The organism is Dermatobacter hominis (assembly GCF_020715685.1).
GTDB lineage: Bacteria > Actinomycetota > Acidimicrobiia > Acidimicrobiales > Microtrichaceae > Dermatobacter > Dermatobacter hominis.
In genome coordinates, this window is the sequence record NZ_CP085840.1 from 4,201,661 (window position 1) to 4,219,859 (window position 18,199).

Annotated in this window: 21 protein-coding genes; 10 read left to right on the forward strand and 11 right to left on the reverse strand. The window is 71.5% G+C overall.

All coding sequences use genetic code 11. The features are described 5' to 3' along the window. Positions 1 to 100: 100 nt before the first annotated feature. Positions 101 to 1,063 carry a hypothetical protein gene (locus LH044_RS19605; RefSeq protein WP_227757328.1) on the reverse strand — a complete coding sequence of 321 codons (963 nt, stop codon included), beginning with the start codon at positions 1,061 to 1,063 and terminating at the stop codon, positions 101 to 103. 120 nt (positions 1,064 to 1,183) lie between these two features. On the opposite strand from LH044_RS19605, the gene LH044_RS19610 reads away from it, so the two are divergent. The 3 genes from LH044_RS19610 (at position 1,184) to LH044_RS19620 (ending at position 2,251) form a co-directional block, all read left to right on the forward strand. After that, the gene (locus tag LH044_RS19610; RefSeq protein ID WP_227757329.1) at positions 1,184 to 1,384 is read left to right on the forward strand and encodes a helix-turn-helix domain-containing protein; all 201 of its coding nucleotides are present in this window, start codon (positions 1,184 to 1,186) and stop codon (positions 1,382 to 1,384) included. A gap of 173 nt (positions 1,385 to 1,557) precedes the next feature. After that, positions 1,558 to 1,797 (forward strand): hypothetical protein, encoded by a 240-nt coding sequence (locus LH044_RS19615; protein ID WP_227757330.1) that lies wholly within the window; start codon positions 1,558 to 1,560, stop codon positions 1,795 to 1,797. Positions 1,798 to 2,074: 277 nt separating this feature from the next. After that, complete coding sequence (locus LH044_RS19620; RefSeq protein WP_227757331.1) at positions 2,075 to 2,251, forward strand: hypothetical protein; 177 nt, start codon at positions 2,075 to 2,077, stop codon at positions 2,249 to 2,251. A gap of 100 nt (positions 2,252 to 2,351) precedes the next feature. Here LH044_RS19620 and LH044_RS19625 read toward each other — a convergent pair whose 3' ends face one another. The 4 genes from LH044_RS19625 to LH044_RS19640 all read right to left on the reverse strand — a co-directional run bounded on the left by LH044_RS19625 (position 2,352) and on the right by LH044_RS19640 (position 5,309). Next, entirely contained in the window at positions 2,352 to 3,482 is a 1,131-nt protein-coding gene (locus tag LH044_RS19625; protein ID WP_227757332.1) for a helix-turn-helix domain-containing protein, read from the reverse strand. Further along, positions 3,479 to 4,120, reverse strand: a complete 642-nt coding sequence (locus tag LH044_RS19630) for a hypothetical protein (RefSeq protein WP_227757333.1) — start codon at positions 4,118 to 4,120, stop codon at positions 3,479 to 3,481. The genes LH044_RS19625 and LH044_RS19630 overlap by 4 nt, the downstream gene beginning before the upstream one ends. A 68-nt stretch (positions 4,121 to 4,188) precedes the next feature. After that, on the reverse strand, positions 4,189 to 4,737 hold the full coding sequence (locus LH044_RS19635) for a WhiB family transcriptional regulator (protein WP_227757334.1): 549 nt from the start codon (positions 4,735 to 4,737) through the stop codon (positions 4,189 to 4,191). Between the two features lie 95 nt (positions 4,738 to 4,832). Beyond that, a complete protein-coding gene (locus LH044_RS19640; protein WP_227757335.1) occupies positions 4,833 to 5,309 on the reverse strand; it encodes a hypothetical protein in 477 nt (158 codons plus the stop codon). A 123-nt stretch (positions 5,310 to 5,432) separates the two neighbouring features. Here LH044_RS19640 and LH044_RS19645 point away from each other — a divergent pair, with 123 nt between their 5' ends. The 3 genes from LH044_RS19645 (at position 5,433) to LH044_RS19655 (ending at position 6,684) form a co-directional block, all read left to right on the forward strand. Continuing rightward, on the forward strand, positions 5,433 to 5,648 hold the full coding sequence (locus tag LH044_RS19645; protein WP_227757336.1) for a hypothetical protein: 216 nt from the start codon (positions 5,433 to 5,435) through the stop codon (positions 5,646 to 5,648). After that, on the forward strand, positions 5,645 to 6,172 hold the full coding sequence (locus LH044_RS19650) for a hypothetical protein (protein WP_227757337.1): 528 nt from the start codon (positions 5,645 to 5,647) through the stop codon (positions 6,170 to 6,172). The genes LH044_RS19645 and LH044_RS19650 overlap by 4 nt, the downstream gene beginning before the upstream one ends. Before the next feature lie 284 nt (positions 6,173 to 6,456). After that, complete coding sequence (locus LH044_RS19655) at positions 6,457 to 6,684, forward strand: hypothetical protein (RefSeq protein WP_227757338.1); 228 nt, start codon at positions 6,457 to 6,459, stop codon at positions 6,682 to 6,684. A gap of 33 nt (positions 6,685 to 6,717) precedes the next feature. Here the strand turns inward: LH044_RS19655 and LH044_RS19660 are convergent, their stop codons facing one another. The 6 genes from LH044_RS19660 to LH044_RS19685 form a co-directional block, all read right to left on the reverse strand. Next, entirely contained in the window at positions 6,718 to 7,380 is a 663-nt protein-coding gene (locus LH044_RS19660) for an HAD-IB family hydrolase (protein ID WP_227757339.1), read from the reverse strand. Positions 7,381 to 7,417: 37 nt separating this feature from the next. Continuing rightward, positions 7,418 to 7,924 (reverse strand): SRPBCC family protein, encoded by a 507-nt coding sequence (locus tag LH044_RS19665; RefSeq protein WP_227757340.1) that lies wholly within the window; start codon positions 7,922 to 7,924, stop codon positions 7,418 to 7,420. Between the two features lie 40 nt (positions 7,925 to 7,964). Beyond that, positions 7,965 to 8,936, reverse strand: a complete 972-nt coding sequence (locus LH044_RS19670) for a TIGR01777 family oxidoreductase (protein ID WP_227757341.1) — start codon at positions 8,934 to 8,936, stop codon at positions 7,965 to 7,967. A 69-nt stretch (positions 8,937 to 9,005) separates the two neighbouring features. Then, positions 9,006 to 9,779 carry a decaprenylphospho-beta-D-erythro-pentofuranosid-2-ulose 2-reductase gene (dprE2, locus tag LH044_RS19675; protein ID WP_227757342.1) on the reverse strand — a complete coding sequence of 258 codons (774 nt, stop codon included), beginning with the start codon at positions 9,777 to 9,779 and terminating at the stop codon, positions 9,006 to 9,008. A gap of 125 nt (positions 9,780 to 9,904) precedes the next feature. Then, positions 9,905 to 11,410: a sensor histidine kinase gene (locus tag LH044_RS19680; protein WP_227757343.1), complete on the reverse strand. Its 1,506-nt coding sequence runs from the start codon at positions 11,408 to 11,410 to the stop codon at positions 9,905 to 9,907. A gap of 2 nt (positions 11,411 to 11,412) precedes the next feature. Continuing rightward, entirely contained in the window at positions 11,413 to 12,126 is a 714-nt protein-coding gene (locus LH044_RS19685; protein WP_227757344.1) for a response regulator transcription factor, read from the reverse strand. A gap of 268 nt (positions 12,127 to 12,394) precedes the next feature. Here LH044_RS19685 and lpdA point away from each other — a divergent pair, with 268 nt between their 5' ends. The 4 genes from lpdA (at position 12,395) to LH044_RS19705 (ending at position 18,075) form a co-directional block, all read left to right on the forward strand. Further along, the gene (lpdA, locus tag LH044_RS19690; RefSeq protein ID WP_227757345.1) at positions 12,395 to 13,804 is read left to right on the forward strand and encodes a dihydrolipoyl dehydrogenase; all 1,410 of its coding nucleotides are present in this window, start codon (positions 12,395 to 12,397) and stop codon (positions 13,802 to 13,804) included. A gap of 164 nt (positions 13,805 to 13,968) precedes the next feature. Next, positions 13,969 to 15,453, forward strand: coding sequence for a 2-oxoglutarate dehydrogenase, E2 component, dihydrolipoamide succinyltransferase (gene sucB, locus LH044_RS19695; protein ID WP_227757346.1), 1,485 nt, complete (start codon positions 13,969 to 13,971; stop codon positions 15,451 to 15,453). Between the two features lie 41 nt (positions 15,454 to 15,494). Beyond that, positions 15,495 to 17,270 carry a lipoyl synthase gene (lipA, locus tag LH044_RS19700; protein ID WP_227757347.1) on the forward strand — a complete coding sequence of 592 codons (1,776 nt, stop codon included), beginning with the start codon at positions 15,495 to 15,497 and terminating at the stop codon, positions 17,268 to 17,270. 43 nt (positions 17,271 to 17,313) lie between these two features. Next, complete coding sequence (locus LH044_RS19705) at positions 17,314 to 18,075, forward strand: hypothetical protein (protein WP_227757348.1); 762 nt, start codon at positions 17,314 to 17,316, stop codon at positions 18,073 to 18,075. Positions 18,076 to 18,199: the final 124 nt, after the last annotated feature.

Consider the following 18,199-nt stretch of genomic DNA (forward strand, 5'->3'; position numbering starts at 1 on the left):
CCACCCCAGCGCGACCCGTCAACTGAAGGGGGGCACACGTGGCTGAGAAGCCGACGGCTGCCGCGTCCCACATCAGCCGGCGACGATGGCCGCTGGAGGGCTACGCCGAGTTCTCGGTACCGAGCAAGCTGCGTACCTGGCGGCCTGCCTCAGCAAGCATTGCGGTGAAGGCCTCATTCAGGTGGATTGTCCGCTGGGCGTAGTCGTGCGCTTCGCGAGGGTCGAGGACAGCGGCCTGAACGATCCCGATGTGAGTTTCGACTGGGATGAGCGCAGGCCCCAGTGACGGTGCTTGGACTTCCGCCAAGGCCTTGGCCTCGACCCAACCCGATACGGATGCCGAAACCTGCTCTAGGTGCTGCATCCCTATCCCGCGCTCGATTTCGGCCTGCAGGGCGATGCACCTGGATTGTTCAACGAGCGCCCTGTCGAGATCGCGATGAGCGCTGTTAGCTGCCAGCTCTAGGTTCTGCAGCACATGGCCGTGGTCATGGCGGAACTGCTCGTGCTCTGCCTGTGCGCTCTCGGCGGCCACTTGGAGTACTGGAATCTCGTCCTGCAGTGTCGTCCATCGCGACTGTAGGTCGAACCACTCGCTGCGCTGATCCGAAGTGGTCGCCCAGAGTCGGTCGAGGGTCGACCGATAGTCCTGCGCGGCGCTGAGCGCCTGCGACGCCGCATCGCGTACCCACTCGGCTTCGCGATGATCACGTGCGAGGTCGAGCTGCGTCTGGACATCCTGTCGGGTCCGGTTGCTCGCGATCTGAGCGATGACCAGGGCCACGAGCCCGCCGACCAGCGCACCGAGGAAGGCCACGACCAGGTCTTGCTCGAACGGGGTGAGGGCGCCGTTGCCGTCATCAGGTGGATCTGACGTGGCAGGCGTCGTGGTCGTCGTCGCGGTCGTGGTCGTCGCGATGCTCGACGGCGCCGGCTGGCCTGCGGTGGCGACGGGCGACGTCGTCGACGATGGCGCGGGACTCGGCGGTTGCTGCAGGAAGCAGCCGGCGCACAAGGTCACGAGCATCATCGCTGTTGTCGCGCGCAGCACACGCTGCAGCATCCCGTCCCTCCCAAGTCCGATGTCGCCGGAAGCGTAGGTGCGTACCGACGCGCGCCGATACCTGAGGCGATCTTTCCGGGCGTCGGCCACGTCTGTCCCACGGGTGGCACCCTCGGACACATGGGCGAACCCGAGTGGATGACCAGCGCCGAAGCGTCGACCTATCTCGGCATCACACCGCGCACCCTGTACGGGTTCATCGACCGCGGCGAGCTCCCGGCGTACCGGATCGGTCGAGTCATCCGGCTGCAGCGCCACGAGGTCGAGGCGTTCGTCGAGGCGTGCAGAATCCCGCCTGGCGCGTTGGTGAACAACCTGTGAAACGGGAGTGCGGTCGCGCGACTTTTGGTGCCGCGGACCGTAGGCTGACAACATCGGCAAGCGACATTGCGCGAATTACACGGTTGAACCCGTGTTCTCGTGCGCGAACATCGCTGAACCGGCGGAGGGAAGGGACGACCGCAGGGATGACCACGCTGGAAGGTTCGGACGCCATGGCTGAGCAGCTGGAGCGAGAGCTCAAGCGGTTCCAGGAGCTCCATCAGGAGCTCCTCTCGACGTCGCCCGAGAAGTACGTGCTCATTCACGAGGACCAGCTTGTCGGGTCGTACGACACCGAGAGCGACGCGATCAACGAGGGCTACCGACGGTTCGGCAACGTGCCGTTCCTGGTGAAGCAGGTGCTTGCAACCGAGCGCCCGCTGAACTTCCTCTCGGGTCTCGTCGAGATCTGATCCGCGCTCCTCTAACGGTACAAACCCAGTGCCTGCATTCAGCGCGGAGAGCCCCGACCTCGAGGTCGAAGGTCCGCTTGTCGACGTCCAGTTCGGGCTCATCAAGACTGCTCGCGATGCCTTGCTCGCTGGGGGCGGTCAGGTGCCGCCACCAGTGTCCGCCTCGGCGATGATCGACACGGGAGCGTCCGGAACCTGTGTGCAGCAGGGCCTGTTGTCGAACTTGGGGCTCCACCCAGTCGGGTCGATCCTGATCAACACACCCTCATCGCAGAACGTGTCATGTCCGCAGTACGCGGTGCAGTTGACGCTCCCGCAGGGGTACCTCGACATCACGGTCGTCGAGGCTCCTCTGCAGGGCCAACACATCCAGGCGCTGATCGGCCGTGACGTCCTCAAGCACGCCGTGTTCATCTACCAGGGCCACACGAGCCAGTTCACGCTCAGCTTCTGAGCGAATCGAGCAGCCGATCGATCGCCGACCAGCTCCGGCCACTCCGCCCGCTGCCGAGGCATCGCCCTCCCGACACCTGACGGATGTGGCTGGGGAGCGATCAGGCTCCTGGGAAGAGTCGCAGGAGCTGCCCTGCGGGCTGCTCGTCGTCTTCTCGATCATCGGCGTCGACGGGAACGCACGCCAGTTCCCGGAGAAGGATCGGGGGGACCTGCAGCTCCTTGCTGGCAGCCACCCAGTTGACCGGTTCGCCGTACACGCCCTCGAGCACGCGTAGGAACAGCACCGGCTGTTCTCGCGGGACGGTGACCGGCTCTTGCTGCCGCCACCGTCGGGCTGACAGCTGCTTGAACAAGGAGGTTCTCCGGTCGTCGTCGATCGCCCCGATCTGGTGGGCTCGCATGATGAGACCGGCGATCGAGACTCCCCACGTCTCCTTGAGATCGACGAGCCGGCGCAGCGTGACGGCGCCATGGCCAAACGCGGCCGCGGCATCACGCTTCGGCATGAGCAACGCGGCGGCGAACTCACTCGCCTCCCGCTCGAAGTCACGGTCAGGACTGGATGGTCCGCCACCGCCGTGCATCACGAGGTGGCCGAGCTCATGGGCGAGGGTGTGTCGTTGGCGATCGCCTGGATCGGTGGTCGAGAACCCGATGACGGGCGGCTCGTCGAAGTCAGGCCACACGGAGATGCCATGGTGGTGGCGTACCCCCGCGCCCTTGACCTGGTCAGGAATCTCGAGCGGCAGCCCAACGACCAGCACTCCGCCGCGCTCGATCGCACGCACGAGGTTGCGGACCGGCCCGAGCGGTGGAAGGTGCAGAGCCTCCCGAGTTCGGTCAGCGAGACGCTCGACGTTGGGAGGACCATCCTGTGCCGGCTGCAGCGTCAGACGCGGGAGTCGGATCGGCGCCAATGACCGGGCGACCCGAACGAGCTCGGCCGTGATCTCGAGCCGACGGATGCACCTCCGGTCGTCTCGCTTCGAGGCCCGGGATGTCTTGCGGTAGAGGATCGTCCCTGCGGGGAACTCTGCGTGAGGTTCGGTCACCAGGAAGTCGACGCCGAAGCCAGTGGCCGCCGAGATCGCCTCGAGATCATCGAGTCGTGCCGTGTGACCAGACTCGATGCTCGAGATCGTGGGCTGCGAGACGCCGCTGAGGTCCCGGAGGTCTGCCTGCGTGAGGTTCAGCAGCTCCCGGACCTGACGGATCCGGGCGCCACTCATCCTGCGGCGCCCGGTTCGGGATCGGCTTCGGCCTCGCGATCCACCCGCGCCACGAGGTCCCGCCCGTCGTCGTCCTCGGTCTCGAACCTCCCCGTCGGCTCATCGGGGCTGATGGTCAAAGAGGCCAAGAGGCGCGGCTGCGCTCCGTAGCGCCACGGTCCTTTCGGGACCGCGATCGTGAACGTCGCAGCGTCGAAGTCGTCCACGGACCAGAGCACGAGCAGGTTCAGCATCTGTCGAGTCTCGAACCCAAGGTCGAGGTCCTCGAAGGAGAGCTGCGCGAACAGGTCGTCCTGGGCGTAGAACGCGGCCTTCGCCTTGCTCTTGCCGGGGCAAGGAACCCGGTCGATGGTGCCCCGAGCGACCCTGACGGTGCTGTCGGGCGTGAGCAGGTGGATGCCCGAGTTCGGAACCGTCTCATCCATGGTCCACCCGACGTTGCTCTCGTCGGCGATCGCTCGGAGCAGTCGGTCTCGAGCCACCCGGCGGACTACGTCTGCGTCCGACCATGGGTTCGGATCCACGCGAAGGAGCTTCTGCACCTTCGGGACGTGGGACCACCCTTCCTCGACGCCGTCACGGAGGACGTCCAGGAACGGCTCGACGCGGGCCCGCAGGTCCTCGGGTGTGTACTGCATCCAAATATTATGGGCGCCTAAGACACACCGAGGCAAGCATTTGACGGCGGGGGCCGGGGAGCGGGCGCTCACCGGACGAGCTGCAGGCGACGCTCGGCGATGAACGCCGCCCGGTCGAGCACGTGGCCCTCCGCCTTGTACCGCCGCCACGCCTGGTAGCACGCCGCGCAGAACCCGGCCTTGATCCGGAAGGCGCCGAACCCGACCCGCCGGCAGCAGAGGCACGTCCCGTCCGGGTTGGGCGGGGCGTCGTTCGCCGGCACGTCGCCGACCAGTGTCGAGTCGACGGTCACGACCCGCTTCTGGCCACGCCGGGATCGCTTACCTCGACCGGCGACGAACCCGCCCTGCGCCGAGCCCGCAGCGGCGCCCCAGGCCTCACACTCGGCGTGCACCGGACAGGACGCGCACAGAGCCTTCGCCGGTCGGATGTCCTGGCCACGCTCCGGGAACATGACCTTGGTCTGGCCGCGGCACGCTGCCCGCTGCTGCCACTCGGGCTCCGGTCCGATCTCCTCGAGCAGCACCGCGAGCGCTTCGGCCACGTGCTGCACCTGCTCGTCCCGGTCGCGGTCGACGGCCTCACCGCCGGCCAGCAGAGCATGGAGGCCTTTCACGTCAACAGACTGTAGAACCGCAACCCGACAGTTGCGCGGAGCGCGGCACGGCCCCGGATCGAAGCCCGGGGCCGTGGGCCGAATCTGACGACGGATCAGTCGGTGACGTGCACGGTCTCCGGCGCCGCCTTCTGCTGCTTCTCGAGGTACCGCCGATGGCGCTCAGCGATGAGATCCCGCAGGATCGCGTCCGGAGCCAACGCATCGGCGAGGTCCTCGAAGGCGTCGAACAGGCCCGAGAAGCCGGTGAACATCGAGAGGATGTCGTAGACGCCGTCGGCGACGCTGCCCTGCTTCACCGCCTCGGGGTGCTTGCTGGGGTCGAACCCGAAGTCGTAGTCCTCGGTGAGCTCGCTGTCGTGCAGGCGCACGTCCAGTGTCCGGAGGAGCTCCTTGGCCTCTGCCAGGCTCGGGCTGTTGTCGAACACCTCCCGTCGCAGCTGGTGCAGCCAGTTGGTCAGCTCGACGGCCTTCGCGATCTCGGCCGGGCTCGCGAACGAGCTCAGGTCGAGGAAGGGCGGCGCCACGGGGGCCGTGCGCACCGCCGGGGTGGAGTCGGTACCTTCGTTCATGTCGGGACCTCCTGGGGTCTCGTCCAGGCCCGGGGCAGTGTCAGCTGCGCCCGGGCCAACCTGATAGTTGGAATAGGACAACAACCTACCCACCTGTCGGCATAAGTCAACTAGCTTCTCGGCATGGGCAAGAAGGTCGACCTCGACGATCTCCTGGATGTCGCGGACGTGGCCGAGCTCATCGGGCTCTCTAACCCGAAGGGCGTCTCTACGTACCAGCGTCGCTACGAGGACTTCCCAGCACCGATCTGGGCGTCTCGCGGTGGACGGTGCCAGCTGTGGCTTCGGACCGATGTCGAGAAATGGGATCGACTCCGGACGGAAGGGGACGCCCGATGACGGTGCTCTTCAGCTCGCTCGACGAACTCGAGCTGCCCTGGAACTGGTCGCTGGAAGCGTGGGGGGTGGCCGGTGGTCTGATCGCCGCGATCGGAACGGTCGGAGCGCTGTTGGCTTCGCTCTTCCTCATCAGGTCTGAGCGCGACGCGCGTCGGCAGGAGGAGCGTCGGCTTGCAGCTCAGGAGGAACGCGAGCACGCGAGACAAGCCAGGCTGATCCAGGCGTGGTTCACGAAGCGGTGGCTCTTCGAGGACGTGGTTGCTGACGATCTGGTCATCAGCAACCACAGCGGCTTAGCCATCTTCGACGTCTCGGCGGCCGTGGAGGATACGGAGACGCAGGCGATGGAGACGACGATCGAAGCGACCTGGAACACGATCGACGCCGGAGAAGAGGTGAGCGCCGGGCTGGATTTCAAGCCCGAGGAGACTCACGGGCCCGTCATCTTCTTCACCGACGCCGCCGGACGTCGGTGGACACATTCGCTGTCCCTCGGCCTCCACGAGTTCACCGGCGACCTCTGAGCCGTGACACATCCGTGACACACGGGGGAGCGAACGAGTGCGAAACGCTGGGAACCGCCGAGCACTCAGAACCGCGGGATTGCAGGCGACTCGCCCGCGATCGCACCCCTGGCGCGGGCCTGCAGTGCATGCAGCCGAAGTGATCTGATCCCGGCCCGCCCGGGATCTGTCCGAGTCCCGACCACCGGGAGTGCCGCGCCACGGCACTGCCGGTGGTCGGGCCGCGTTTTGGGGGTCGAAACCTGGCCCCGTCGGTGTCACGATCAGGCGGGAAGGAGTCGGCCGTGGATCACAGGACGGTGCTGCAGGCGGCGCTCGCGATCGCCGTGAGCGTGGTGATCGCCGTGTCCCTGTTCGGGTTCGTCGGCGAGGAGTGGGGCGACGCCGGCGAGCTGGTCTTCTGCGTGGCGCTGCTGTCGCTCATCGTGCTCCAGGCCGCGTACCGCCGGTTCCGGCACGGACGGCGGGAACCCGCTGCGATCGTGGAGGCCCCCGCCGAGCTCCGGCGCTAGCGCCGCGAGCCGGCCGTCCGCGTTCGGGGAGGGTCAGTCGAGCGGGGTGCCGGGCCGGAAGGGGCGTGCCCCGGACGGGACCTTGGCCGCCCTGCCGAACCACCACCCCTGCTCCGACATCTCGAGCAGCGCGTGGTCGCCCGAGCTGTTGCCGTAGCCGTGGACGGTGACGTCGAGCTCGCCGTCGGGGGCGGCCCCCAGCCACTCCCGCAGGCGGACCGCTTTCTGCTCGGCCCGCACGTTGGGCCTGGCCAGCCGACCGGTGAGCACGCCGTCCACGACCTCGGGCTCGACGCCGATGACGCCGTCCATCGACAGCTCCCGGGCGATCGGCTCCAGGTAGTAGACGAGCGACGCCGACACGATCACCGTGCTGTGGCCGACCCGGTGGTGCTCGTGGATGCGGGCGACGACGTCGGGCCGGAGCCGGTCACCGGTCAGCAGGTCCCGGGCGTAGCGCTCCCCGGCGTGGCGCAGGTCCTCCTCGGCCCGGCCGCCGAGCAGCAGCTCGATCATGTGCTCCTTGATGCGGTCCCGGTCCTGGAGCGGCACCTTGCGCCGGGCGCCGAGGAGCCCGAGCCGCGTGCACGCCGACGTGAAGCGCGCCGGCCCGGCGACCTTGGCGAGGAACGGCACGAGGGTGTCGCGCTTGGTGATGGTGCCGTCGAAGTCGAAGGCGGCGATCGTCCGGGACATCAGCGGGCTCGGGGGGTCGGGGCGTGCGGCCGGTAGCTCAGAGCGGCTGGGACGTGTGTGCGATGTAGGTGGCGAGGCGGTTCAGCGACCGCTCCATGGCCGTCCGGTTCTTCTCGGGCCAACCGAGGCGGGTGACGTAGCCGGCGGCCTTCGCCGTCGACCAGTCAAAGGTCTCGGTCACCCGGGTGATCGGCTCGCCGTCGACCGGCTCCTGCTCCTCGAACTCCCAGCGCCAGCGCCACCCGCCGACGTGGGCCCAGGCGAAGCGGCGGCCCTCGGCGTACTCCACGACCGTGTTGGAGATGAAGTAGGGGAGCCCGACGCGCATGTTGGCGGTGAAGCGGTCGCCGAGCGCCAGCTTGCGCTTGGCGCCCTTCACCCCGCGGACCGAGCCGGAGCCGTCGATCACCGGGTGCATCGTCGGGTCGGCGACCAGGTCGAACAGCCGCTGCGCGGTCGCCGGGATCAGGCGGCTGACCGACACCGAGGTCGCGGTGGACGCGGTCGGCGCGGACGGGTCCGTGGTCGTGGGCTGCGCGGTCATGGTCAGCGACGATAGGTGGCGGTCGCCCCGGCGGGCACGCTCAGCGGTCGAGGATCGCCCGCAGCGCCGGCTCGAGCACGGGGTCCTCGAACTCGTAGCCCGCGTCGGCGAGCACCCCGCTCACGATCCGCTGGCTCGTCAGCAGGAGCGAGTCCGCGAGCTCCCGGCCGTACAGCACCCTCGGTCCGATCATGGGGATGATCGTCGTCGGGCGGTGCAGCACGCGGCCGAGCGTCGAGGCGAACTCGGCGTTGCGGACCGGCTCGGGCGCGACGAGGTTCACCGGACCGGTGACGGGCGTGCCATCACCGCCCCGCGCCGCCGCGGCCCGTTCGAGCAGGAACGTGATCGCGCCGATCTCGTCGCGGAGCGTGATCCAGCTCTGGAACTGCCGGCCCGACCCGGACCGGCCGCCGAGGCCGACGCGGAAGAACGGCAGCTGCTTGGCGAGCGCCCCGCCGCCGGCGTCGAGCACGATGCCGGTGCGGAGGTGGGCCACCGGGATGCCTGCGTCCTGGGCCGGCGCGGTGCAGCCCTCCCAGACCTGGCAGACGCGGGCGGGGAAGTCGTCGCCGGCTGCGCCGGTCTCGTCGGTGGCGCGGTCGCCCGTGTCGCCGTAGTAGCCGATGGCCGACGCCGACAGCAGCACCGCGGGCGGCCGTGCGAGTGCGGCCAGCGTGGTCGACAGCAGGGTGGTCCCGAGGCGCCGGGACGACATGATCCGGTCCTTCTGCTGCTCGGTCCATCGAGAGTCGGCGATCCCGGCGCCGGCAAGGTGCACGACGCCGTCGAGGCCCTCGAGCGCACCGAGGTCGATCGTCCCCGTCGACGGGTCCCATTCGGCGGTGTCGTCGGAGCTCGGGTCGTCGGAGGCCGTGTCGTCGGAAGCTGTGCTGTCGGGCCCCGCGGCGCCGGGGCGGACGAGCCGGAGCACGTGGTGGCCGTCGGCGCGGAGCCGGGCGACGAGCGCGCTGCCGATCAGGCCGGTGGAGCCGGTGACCGCGATGTCCATGCCGTCCTTCCTACCGCGGGGAGCCGCTCCTACCCGCCGCGCCCCTCCGCCGCGGGGTCGGGCGCCAGATCAGCCGGCGGCGCGATCGGCGACGATGCGCCAGGCGAACCGGGGCAGGAGCCGGAAGACGAAGAACGGGTACTTCAGCAGCGGCGGCGCCCACACGACCTCCTGGCCCTTGGCGAGCCCGTCGACGATGAGCGCGGCGACCTTGTCGGGGGTGGTGGAGAACGGCGCGGCGTCCATGCCCTCGGTCATCTTCGTGCGGACGAAGCCGGGCCGGACCACGACGACCTTCACTCCCGAGCCGTCGAGCGCGTCGCCGAGGCCTTGGCCGAACGCGTCGAGGCCGGCCTTGGTCGAGCCGTAGACGAAGTTGTCCTTGCGGCCCCGGAGCCCGGCGACCGAGGACATGAGCACGATCGTCCCGTGGCCCTGGCGCTTCAGCCGCTCCGCGACCACGAGCGACGCCGACACGAGCCCGCCGAAGTTGATCTCGACGGCCTTGGCGGCGAAGACCGGGTCGGCGTCGAAGGCGGCCTGGCTGCCGAGGATGCCGGCCGGCACGTAGACGAGGTCGATGTCGCCGTGGCGGTCGAACACCTCGTCGATGACCTTCTGGTGGCTCTCGACGTCGGTCGAGTCCCAGTGGACGAGCTCGACCGTGGTCGCGCCGGCGGCCCGCACGGCCTCGGCGACCGGCTCCATGTCGTCCTCGGGGCGCCCGGCCAGGACGACCGTCCGGCAGCGGGCCCGGGCGAGCCGGACGCACAGCGCCCGACCGATGTCGGAACCGCCGCCCAGCACGAGCACGGACTGGACCTCACCGAGGGCGTCTTGCACCGTCTTGCATCCTCTCGCCTCGCGACGTCTCGGCGCCTGCACGCCGAGCGCGACCTGCCGGGGGACCCGGCGCAGCCGTCCCGCGAGGTTACCGGCGATGCCCGAGCGGCCACGAAGGCCGCCCCTCACGGGCTCGGCGGCACCGCCGGCGCGCCGGCGAGCGGGAGCTCGATCGTCACCTCGGTGCCCCGACCCGGCTCGGCGTCGAGCGACACGGAGCCGCCGTGGGCCTCCGCCACCGCCTGCACGATCGCCAGCCCGAGCCCGCTGCCGCCGCTGGCGCGCGTGCGGGACGGATCGGCGCGGTGGAACCGCTCGAAGGCCCGGGCCGCGTCCTCGGCCGACATGCCCGGCCCGTCGTCGGCCACGACGACCCGGACGGCGCCGGCGCCGGGCAGCAGTCGGAGCTGCACGGTCGTGCCTGCCGGTGTGTGGACGCCCGCGTTGCCGAGGAGGTTGGCGACGACCTGGTGGAGGAGGTCGGGGTCGCCCACCACCGTCACCGGCCCGTCGCCCGGCGGCAGCTCGAGCACCAGCTCGTGGTCGCGGTGGACCGTCGAGAAGTCGGCCGCCGCGTCGCGCAGCACGGGCACCAGGTCGACCGGCTCGACGCGTGGCCGGCGGCCCTGGTCGAGGCGGGCGAGCTGCAGCAGGTCGCCGACGAGGTTGCCCATGCGGACCGACTCGGCCTCGATGCGTCGCATGGCGGCGTCGAGCTGCTCCGGGTCCTCCAGCCCGCCGGCCCGCTGCAGCTCCGCGTAGCCCCGGATCGTGGTGACGGGGGTGCGGAGCTCGTGGCTGGCGTCGCCGACGAAGCGTCGCAACCGCTCCTGCGACGCAGCTCGCTCGTCGAAGGCGGCCTGGATGTTGCCGAGCATCACGTTGAGCGCGTCGCCGAGCTCGGCCGCCTCGGTGCCGGCCGGTGCCGGCGGGATCCGGTGCGAGAGGTCACCGGCGGCGATGTCGGCCGCGGCACCGGTCATCTCCTTGATCGGCCGGACGCCCAGTCGGAGCACCCACCACGAGATCAGCGCCAGCACGGCGAGCAGCACCGCGCCGGTGACGACCACGACGATGACGAGCCGCTGGGTCGTGCCGTCGACGTCGGTCAGCAGCAGCCCGGTCAGCACCAGCGCGCCGGTGCGGGCGTCCTCGTGGGCGACGACCCGGTAGCGCTCGTCACCGCCGGTCGAGTCGACGGTGAACGGCTCGCCGGTGGCGGCGGCGACGCGGATCCGGGCGATGTCGACGTCGGGACGGCCCGTGTCGTCGAGCGAGTTGGGCACGCGCAGCGACCGGACGGTCGCCCCGTCGACGAAGCCGACGTACAGCGTGTTGAACGACTCCTCGTCGTCGGTCGCCTCGGAAGGCTGCTCGGTCGGCTGCTCCGACGGCGGGACGAGGATGTCCGCGCCGGCCGGGGGCTGCTGGTCCCCCGTCCCGGGCCGGGGCGCGAACGACGGCCCCGAGGCGCGCTCCAGCTGGGCGTCGACCTGGTCGAGCAGGTGGGTCGACGTGGTGCGGACCACGACGACGCCCGCGACCAGCAGGACGAGCGCCACCAGCCCCATGGCCGACAGCACGCGGGCGCGCAGCGAGAGGCCGCCGCGGCCCCGACCCGGCCTCGCCATGGTCAGGCCGGCACCCGCAGCGTGTAGCCCACGCCGCGGATCGTGTGGATCATCTTCGGGTCGATCGTGTCGACCTTGCGCCGCAGGTAGCCGATGTAGGTCTCGACGATCCCGCCGTCGCCGCCGAAGTCGAACTCCCACACGTGGTCGAGGATCTGCGCCTTCGACATGACGCGCCCGGCGTTCTGCATGAGGAACCGCAGCAGGTTGAACTCGGTGGGGGAGAGCTGCACCTCGTCGCCGCCCCGCGTCACCCGGTGGGCGTCGTCGTCGAGCACGAGGTCGCCGCAGCGCAGGACGCTGGTGTCGGGTCCCACCGCGCCGGTCCGGCGCAGCACGGCACCGATGCGGGCGACCAGCTCCTCGAGGCTGAACGGCTTCACCAGGTAGTCGTCGCCGCCGAGCGTGAGCCCGCGGACCTTGTCCTCGGTCCCGTCCTTGGCGGTGAGGAACACGACCGGCGTCCGGACGCCGTCGTTGCGGAGCCGTCGGCACACCTCGAAGCCGTCGAGGTCGGGGAGCATCACGTCGAGCACGATGAGGTCGGGCCGGAGGCCGACGGCGACGTCGATCGCCTCGCGGCCGTTGGCGGCAGGGTGGACGTCGAAGCCCGAGTGGCGCAGCGCCGCCTCCAGCATCGAGCGGAGGTTGTCCTCGTCGTCCACGAGCAGGAGCGTCGGGGGTCGGCCGGTGACCGGCGAGGTCGTCGTGCTCATGGGCGCCAGTGTCGCCGAGTTCCCTGAGAGCCGGCCGAGAGGAGGGTGAGGGTTCTGCGAGAGCTCCCAGCCGCTGCGGGGCCACCACCGGGGCGTCCTATCCTTCCGGCCGTGAGCACCCGGATGCTGATCATCCTCGCCCTGCTGTGCGGTCTCGCGGTGCTCGTCGCGTTCGCGGTGCAGGCCGCGCAGATCATCTGAGCGCCGGGCGCGCGGGCCCGGTCGGTCGCGTTCGGGGCGGCTGGGCGGCGTCGGTAGTCTCGGCCTCGTGGAGCAGACGCACTTCGACCTCGTGATCATCGGCGGCGGACCGGCGGGCTACGGCGCCGCCCTCTACGGCGCCTCGGCGGGCCTGGACATCGCCCTCGTGGAGAAGGACAAGGTGGGCGGGACCTGCCTGCACCGCGGCTGCATCCCCGCGAAGGAGCTCCTCGAGACCGCGGCGATCGTGCGCACCGTCGCCCACGCCGGCGACTTCGGCGTGAAGGTGCAGCCGCTGGGCCTCGAGTGGTCGACGACGCTCGAGCGCAAGCAGTCGGTGATCGACAAGCTGGCCGGCGGCGTCACCGGGCTCCTCAAGAACCGCAAGGTCACGATCCTCGACGGCACCGCCACGCTCGGGCCCGACCGCACGGTCTCCGTGGTCGGCGGACCCGACGGGTCGGAGTCCGCCACCCTGACCGCCGACGCCGTCGTCCTCGCCCCGGGCTCGGTGCCCCGCGTCATCCCCGGCTTCGAGCCGGGCGGCCCGGTCGTCACCTCCGACGAGTTCTTCCACATCCCCGGCGTCCCCGAGCGGGCGGTCGTCATCGGCGGCGGCGCCATCGGCTGCGAGTTCGCGTCGACGCTGGCGGACCTCGGCGCCTCGGTCACGATCCTCGAGGCGCTGCCGAAGATCCTCCCCGGCTGCGACGACGACGTGACCCGCGTCGTGCTGCAGACGTTCAAGAAGAAGGGCATCGACGTGCGGACGGGCGTCGCGGTGACCGGCCACTCGCCCGGCGCGGGCGGCGGCACCAGCGTGAGCTTCGGCGAGGGCGAGACCCTCGAGACCGACCTCGTCGTCGTCTCGGTCGGCCGGGCCCCGTACACCGAGGGGCTGCTGGCCGAGGGCACCGGCGTGAAGATCACCGACCGCGGCTTCATCGACGTCGACCAGCTGTACCGCACCGGCGAGCCGTCGGTGTGGGCGATCGGCGACGTCATCGCCACTCCGCAGCTCGCCCACGTCGGCTTCGCCGAGGCGATCTGCGTGGTCACCGACATCCTCGGCGAGACGCCGGTGCCGGTCGACAACTCCCGCGTGCCGTGGGCGATCTACTGCCAGCCCGAGGTGGCGTTCGCCGGTCTCTCCGAGACGGCGGCGAAGGAGGCCGGCTACGACGTCGTGACGTCGAAGCACCGCTTCGGCGGCAACTCCCGTGCGGTCATCCTCGGCCAGCCCGACGGCCTGGTGAAGGTCATCGCCGAGAAGCGGCCCGACGGCTCCGCCGGGCAGATCCTCGGCGTGCACATGGTCGGCCCGTGGGTCACCGAGCAGCTCTCCGGCGGCTACCTGGCGGTGAACTGGGAGGCGACCGTCGACGAGGTGGCGGCCTTCATCCAGCCCCACCCGTCGCTCACCGAGCTGTTCGGCGAATCGGTCCTGGCGCTCACGGGAAGGTCCCTCCACGGCTGATCCGCCGATCCGTGCCACGGAACGGGAACGAACGGCCCTAGAGACAAGTTGAAGACAAGTAGGCTCGGGTGCGGTTCGGTGCACCGGGCCCGCCCGGCCTCGTGTCCGGGTCGATCGCAGACGTTCGACGTGCCGGCAGAGGCGCCGGCCTGAAGGGAACGGCCATGGCCGACATCGTGATGCCGCAGCTCGGCGAGAGCGTCACCGAGGGGACCATCACCCGCTGGTTCAAGGCGGTCGGGGACCCCGTGACCGAGGACGAGCCGTTGTTCGAGGTGTCGACCGACAAGGTCGACACCGAGGTGCCGGCCCCCGCCTCGGGCGTCCTGTCCGAGATCCGCGTCCCCGAGGGCGACACCGTCGACGTCGGCACCGTGCTCGCCGTCCTGGGCGACGGCGCGGCCGCGCCGGCCGCCGCCGCCGAGGCCCCCGCTCCCGAGGCGGCCCCCGCTCCCGCTCCCGAGGCGGCGCCGGCTCCCGCTCCGGCGGCGGCCCCCGCTCCCGAGCCCCCGGCGGCTCCCGCCCCTGCGCCCGCTCCGGCCCCGGCTCCTGCCCCCGCGGCGACGGCCCCGGCCGACCAGGCGCCCGCAGCCCCCGCACCTGCGGCGCCCGCGGCCCCGGCTCCCGCTCCTGCGGCCCCGGCTCCCGCCGGGTCCGACGGCTCCGGCGCGCTGCTGTCACCGCTCGTCCGCCGGCTGATCGACGAGCACGGTCTCGACGTCGGCTCGATCAAGGGCACCGGCGTCGGCGGCCGCATCACCCGCGAGGACGTGCTCGACGTCATCGACGCCAAGGCCGGCGCACCCGCCCCGGCCGCCCCTGCTGCGCCCGCCGCCCCGGCTGCGCCTGCGGCCCCGGCCGCGCCTGCGCCCGCGACAGCGGCACCCCGGTCCACGCCCGCGCCGCCGGCCGCCTCCCCGATGCGCCCCGGCAGCGGCGACACCGTCGAGCCGCTCAACAAGATCCGCAAGGTCACGGGCGACCACATGGTCATGTCCAAGGCGACCTCGCCCCACGCCATCACGATGGTCGAGGTCGACTACGAGGCCGTCGAGCGCGTCCGCCGGGTCGAGCGGTCCCGGTTCAAGGACGAGGAGGGCTTCTCGCTCACGTACCTGCCGTTCGTGTCCCGCGCCGTCGTCGACGCGCTCCGCGAGTTCCCGCACATGAACGCGTCGGTCGCCGACGGCTCGCTGGTGCTCCACAACGAGGTGCACCTCGCCATCGCCGTCGACCTCGACTACGAGGGCCTGCTCGCCCCGGTGATCGCGGACGCCCACGAGAAGCGGCTGCGGGCCATCGCCCACGAGATCAGCGACCTGGCCGCCCGGGCCCGCTCCAAGCAGCTCGGCCCCGACGAGCTCACCGGCGGCACGTTCACGATCTCGAACTCGGGCAGCTACGGCACGGCGATGGTGATCCCCATCATCAACCAGCCCCAGGTGGCGATCCTGTCGACCGACGGGGTGTCCCGGAAGCCCGTGGTCGTGGTCGACGAGTTCGGCGACGAGACGATCGGCATCCACTCGGTCGGCAACCTGACCCTGAGCTGGGACCACCGGGCGTTCGACGGCGCGTACGCCGCAGCGTTCATGGCCCGGCTCAAGGAGATCATCGAGACCCGCGACTGGGCCGCGGAGCTCGGGTGACGCCGTGTCCCCGATGACGCCGCACCACCGATGAGGCAGCCGTGAACCCCTTGCGGGTCCGCTGGCTGGGCACGGTCCCGTACCACGAGGCCTGGTCGCTGCAGCGGGCGCTGCACGACCGGCCCGGCGACCCCGGCGCGCCGACCGACGACCACCTGCTGCTGCTCGAGCACCCGCACACCTACACGCTCGGCCGCAACGCCGAGGCCGACCACGTGCTGGTCGAGCCGTCGTCGGTGGGCGCCGAGCTCGTCGCCGTCGACCGCGGCGGCGACGTCACCTACCACGGTCCCGGCCAGCTCGTCGCCTACCCGATCGTCACGCTCGACCCCTCGCCGCGCACCAAGGACTACGTGCACCTCCTCGAGGACGTGCTGATCGACGCGCTCCGGTCCGTCGGCCTCGGCGGCGCCGGCCGCCACGACGGCTACCCGGGGGTGTGGGTCGCCCCGAACACGGCGTCGGCCCGCAAGGTGGCGCAGATCGGCGTGCGCGTCGAGCGGGGTCGCACCCTCCACGGCGTGGCGCTCAACGTCGCGCCCGACATGACGTACTTCGGCCACATCGTGCCCTGCGGCATCACCGACTACGGGGTGACGTCGCTCGCCGAGGAGGGCGTCGACGCGTCGATGCGCCAGGTCGTCGACGCGCTCGCCGAGGCCTTCGTCGCCCGGTGGGGCGCACGGGCCGCGGCGCTCGGTGCCGGCCCGCTCGAGGTCGACCGGGCCGACGTCGTGTGGCGGCGGCCCACCGTGGCCGGCCAGGCGCTCGACGACGCCGACCTCGCGCCGTTCAGCCGGGGCCTGGGCCCGGGGGAGCGGACCACGGGCGCGAACGCCACCGTCGGCGAGGCCCGGCCCGCAGCGGCCGGCGCCGCAGCGGCGGCCGGCGGGACCTCGGTCCGCCTCCTCGGTCGCCTGGCCGAGGCCGGCGTCACCCAGGCGGTGGCGCTCACCGACCGCAAGCCCGACTGGATGCGCGCCCCGGTCCGCCACGGCGCCGACGTGCTCGGGGTCAAGCGGACGGTCCGGGACCTGGGGCTGATCACCGTCTGCGAGGAGGCGGGTTGCCCCAACCTCAGCGAGTGCTGGTCCGACGGCACCGCCACGTTCATGGTGTGCGGCGAGCGCTGCACGAGGGCGTGCGGGTTCTGCCTGGTCGACACGCGGCACCCCGGGCCGCTGCAGGCCGACGAGCCCGAGCGGGTCGCCGAGGCCGTCGCCCGCATGGACCTCTCGTACGCGGTGATCACGATGGTCGCCCGGGACGACCTGCCCGACGGCGGTGCGGCCCACGTCGCCGCCACCGTCCGGGCGATCCGGGACCGTCGGCCGGGGACGTCGGTCGAGGTGCTGATCTCGGACCTGAAGGGCGACGCCGCCGCCCTCGACGTCGTGCTGGCGGCCGAGCCCGACGTTGTGAACCACAACGTCGAGACCGTGGCCCGGCTCCAGCGGGCTGTCCGGCCGTCGGCGGGCTACGCCCGGTCGCTCGCCCTGCTCGGCCGCTCGGCGCTGGCCGGGCGCACGACGAAGTCGGGGCTGGTGCTGGGGCTCGGGGAGACCGCCGACGAGGTGACCTCGACGCTGGCCGACCTCGCCGCCGTCGGCGTCCAGATCGTCACGATCGGCCAGTACCTGCGGCCGACGTCGCACCACCTACCGGTGTCGCGCTGGTGGACGCCCGAGGACTTCGAGCGCTTCGCCGAGGTGGGCCGGTCGCTGGGCCTCGCCCACGTCGAGTCGAGCCCGTTCACGCGGTCGAGCTACCACGCACGCGGCGCCGCCGAGGCCGCCACGCCCGTCGCCGTCGGCTGAGCGCCGGTCCGGACCGCCCCGGCGGGCGGGCAGACTGGGCGCCATGGGCTTCGTGTCGCAGTTCGGTCGCTCGGTCGACAACCAGGCCACGCGTGACGCCTCGGGGCAGCTCGACCTGCAGCTGCCGGCGTACGCCACCGGGACCGTCCACCACGAGGCGGTCCTCGACGACGGCACGGTCGTCCACCACCACCAGGTGTTCGAGCGCGGCGTGCTCGTCGACTGGATCGAGGACGACGAGCCGGGGCCCTGGGCGCTGATCCGGCCCGGATCCCCGCTGCGGCCCTGCCCGGCGGGGATCGCGTCGCCCGACGACGTCGCCGCGGCCGGGCTGCGGCTCGGCGACCAGGTGCTCGACCTGCCGCTGCTCGACGACCTCCCCGCCCCGGCCTTCGACGCCCTCGCGCGGGTCCCCGACGCCACCGCCCGACTGCGCTTCGAGGTCTTCGGCACGCCCGTCGGGACCCAGCGCTGCGACGTCCGCTACCAGGACGGTTCCCGGACCGGGTGGCTCGTCGAGGAGTGGGACGAGCCCGAGGAGGGCACGCCGGCTGCCGGCGCACCCGAGATGGGCGTGAGCATGTCGTTCCGCAACTACCTCAAGATGCGCTCGGGCGAGTCGACCGCCCTCGAGGCGATCGAGGACGGCGGCACCGTCGACGCCCGCTGGACGCTGCTCCTGCTGCTGCACGGCCTGATCCAGTCGCCCGAGTACGTCACGGCCTATCGCGGCCTGCCCCGGCTGCCCGACGAGCTGGGCTGGTGGGGCGAGGTCGCCCCGCTCATCCCGCCGGCCGACGACTGACCGGGAGGCGACTGACCGGGAGGCACCGGTCTGGCCGGGAGGCACGGGTCCGCCCGGCTCGCCTAGTCTTGACCGACCGGTCAAGTGGCCGGTGACCGTCGTGCCGCGACGGAGCGATCAGGGA

Bases quoted from the DNA above. Each gene is read 5' to 3' on its own strand.
- LH044_RS19685 (WP_227757344.1), bottom strand. From the start codon at position 12,126: ATGAGCACGACGACCTCGCCGGTCACCGGCCGACCCCCGACGCTCCTG.
- LH044_RS19650 (WP_227757337.1), top strand. From the start codon at position 5,645: ATGACGGTGCTCTTCAGCTCGCTCGACGAACTCGAGCTGCCCTGGAAC.
- LH044_RS19605 (WP_227757328.1), bottom strand. From the start codon at position 1,063: ATGCTGCAGCGTGTGCTGCGCGCGACAACAGCGATGATGCTCGTGACC.
- LH044_RS19645 (WP_227757336.1), top strand. From the start codon at position 5,433: ATGGGCAAGAAGGTCGACCTCGACGATCTCCTGGATGTCGCGGACGTG.
- LH044_RS19705 (WP_227757348.1), top strand. From the start codon at position 17,314: ATGGGCTTCGTGTCGCAGTTCGGTCGCTCGGTCGACAACCAGGCCACG.
- LH044_RS19680 (WP_227757343.1), bottom strand. From the start codon at position 11,410: ATGGCGAGGCCGGGTCGGGGCCGCGGCGGCCTCTCGCTGCGCGCCCGC.
- LH044_RS19630 (WP_227757333.1), bottom strand. From the start codon at position 4,120: ATGCAGTACACACCCGAGGACCTGCGGGCCCGCGTCGAGCCGTTCCTG.
- LH044_RS19640 (WP_227757335.1), bottom strand. From the start codon at position 5,309: ATGAACGAAGGTACCGACTCCACCCCGGCGGTGCGCACGGCCCCCGTG.
- LH044_RS19615 (WP_227757330.1), top strand. From the start codon at position 1,558: ATGGCTGAGCAGCTGGAGCGAGAGCTCAAGCGGTTCCAGGAGCTCCAT.
- sucB (WP_227757346.1), top strand. From the start codon at position 13,969: ATGGCCGACATCGTGATGCCGCAGCTCGGCGAGAGCGTCACCGAGGGG.
- LH044_RS19660 (WP_227757339.1), bottom strand. From the start codon at position 7,380: ATGTCCCGGACGATCGCCGCCTTCGACTTCGACGGCACCATCACCAAG.
- LH044_RS19670 (WP_227757341.1), bottom strand. From the start codon at position 8,936: ATGGACATCGCGGTCACCGGCTCCACCGGCCTGATCGGCAGCGCGCTC.
- LH044_RS19665 (WP_227757340.1), bottom strand. From the start codon at position 7,924: ATGACCGCGCAGCCCACGACCACGGACCCGTCCGCGCCGACCGCGTCC.
- LH044_RS19610 (WP_227757329.1), top strand. From the start codon at position 1,184: ATGGGCGAACCCGAGTGGATGACCAGCGCCGAAGCGTCGACCTATCTC.
- LH044_RS19625 (WP_227757332.1), bottom strand. From the start codon at position 3,482: ATGAGTGGCGCCCGGATCCGTCAGGTCCGGGAGCTGCTGAACCTCACG.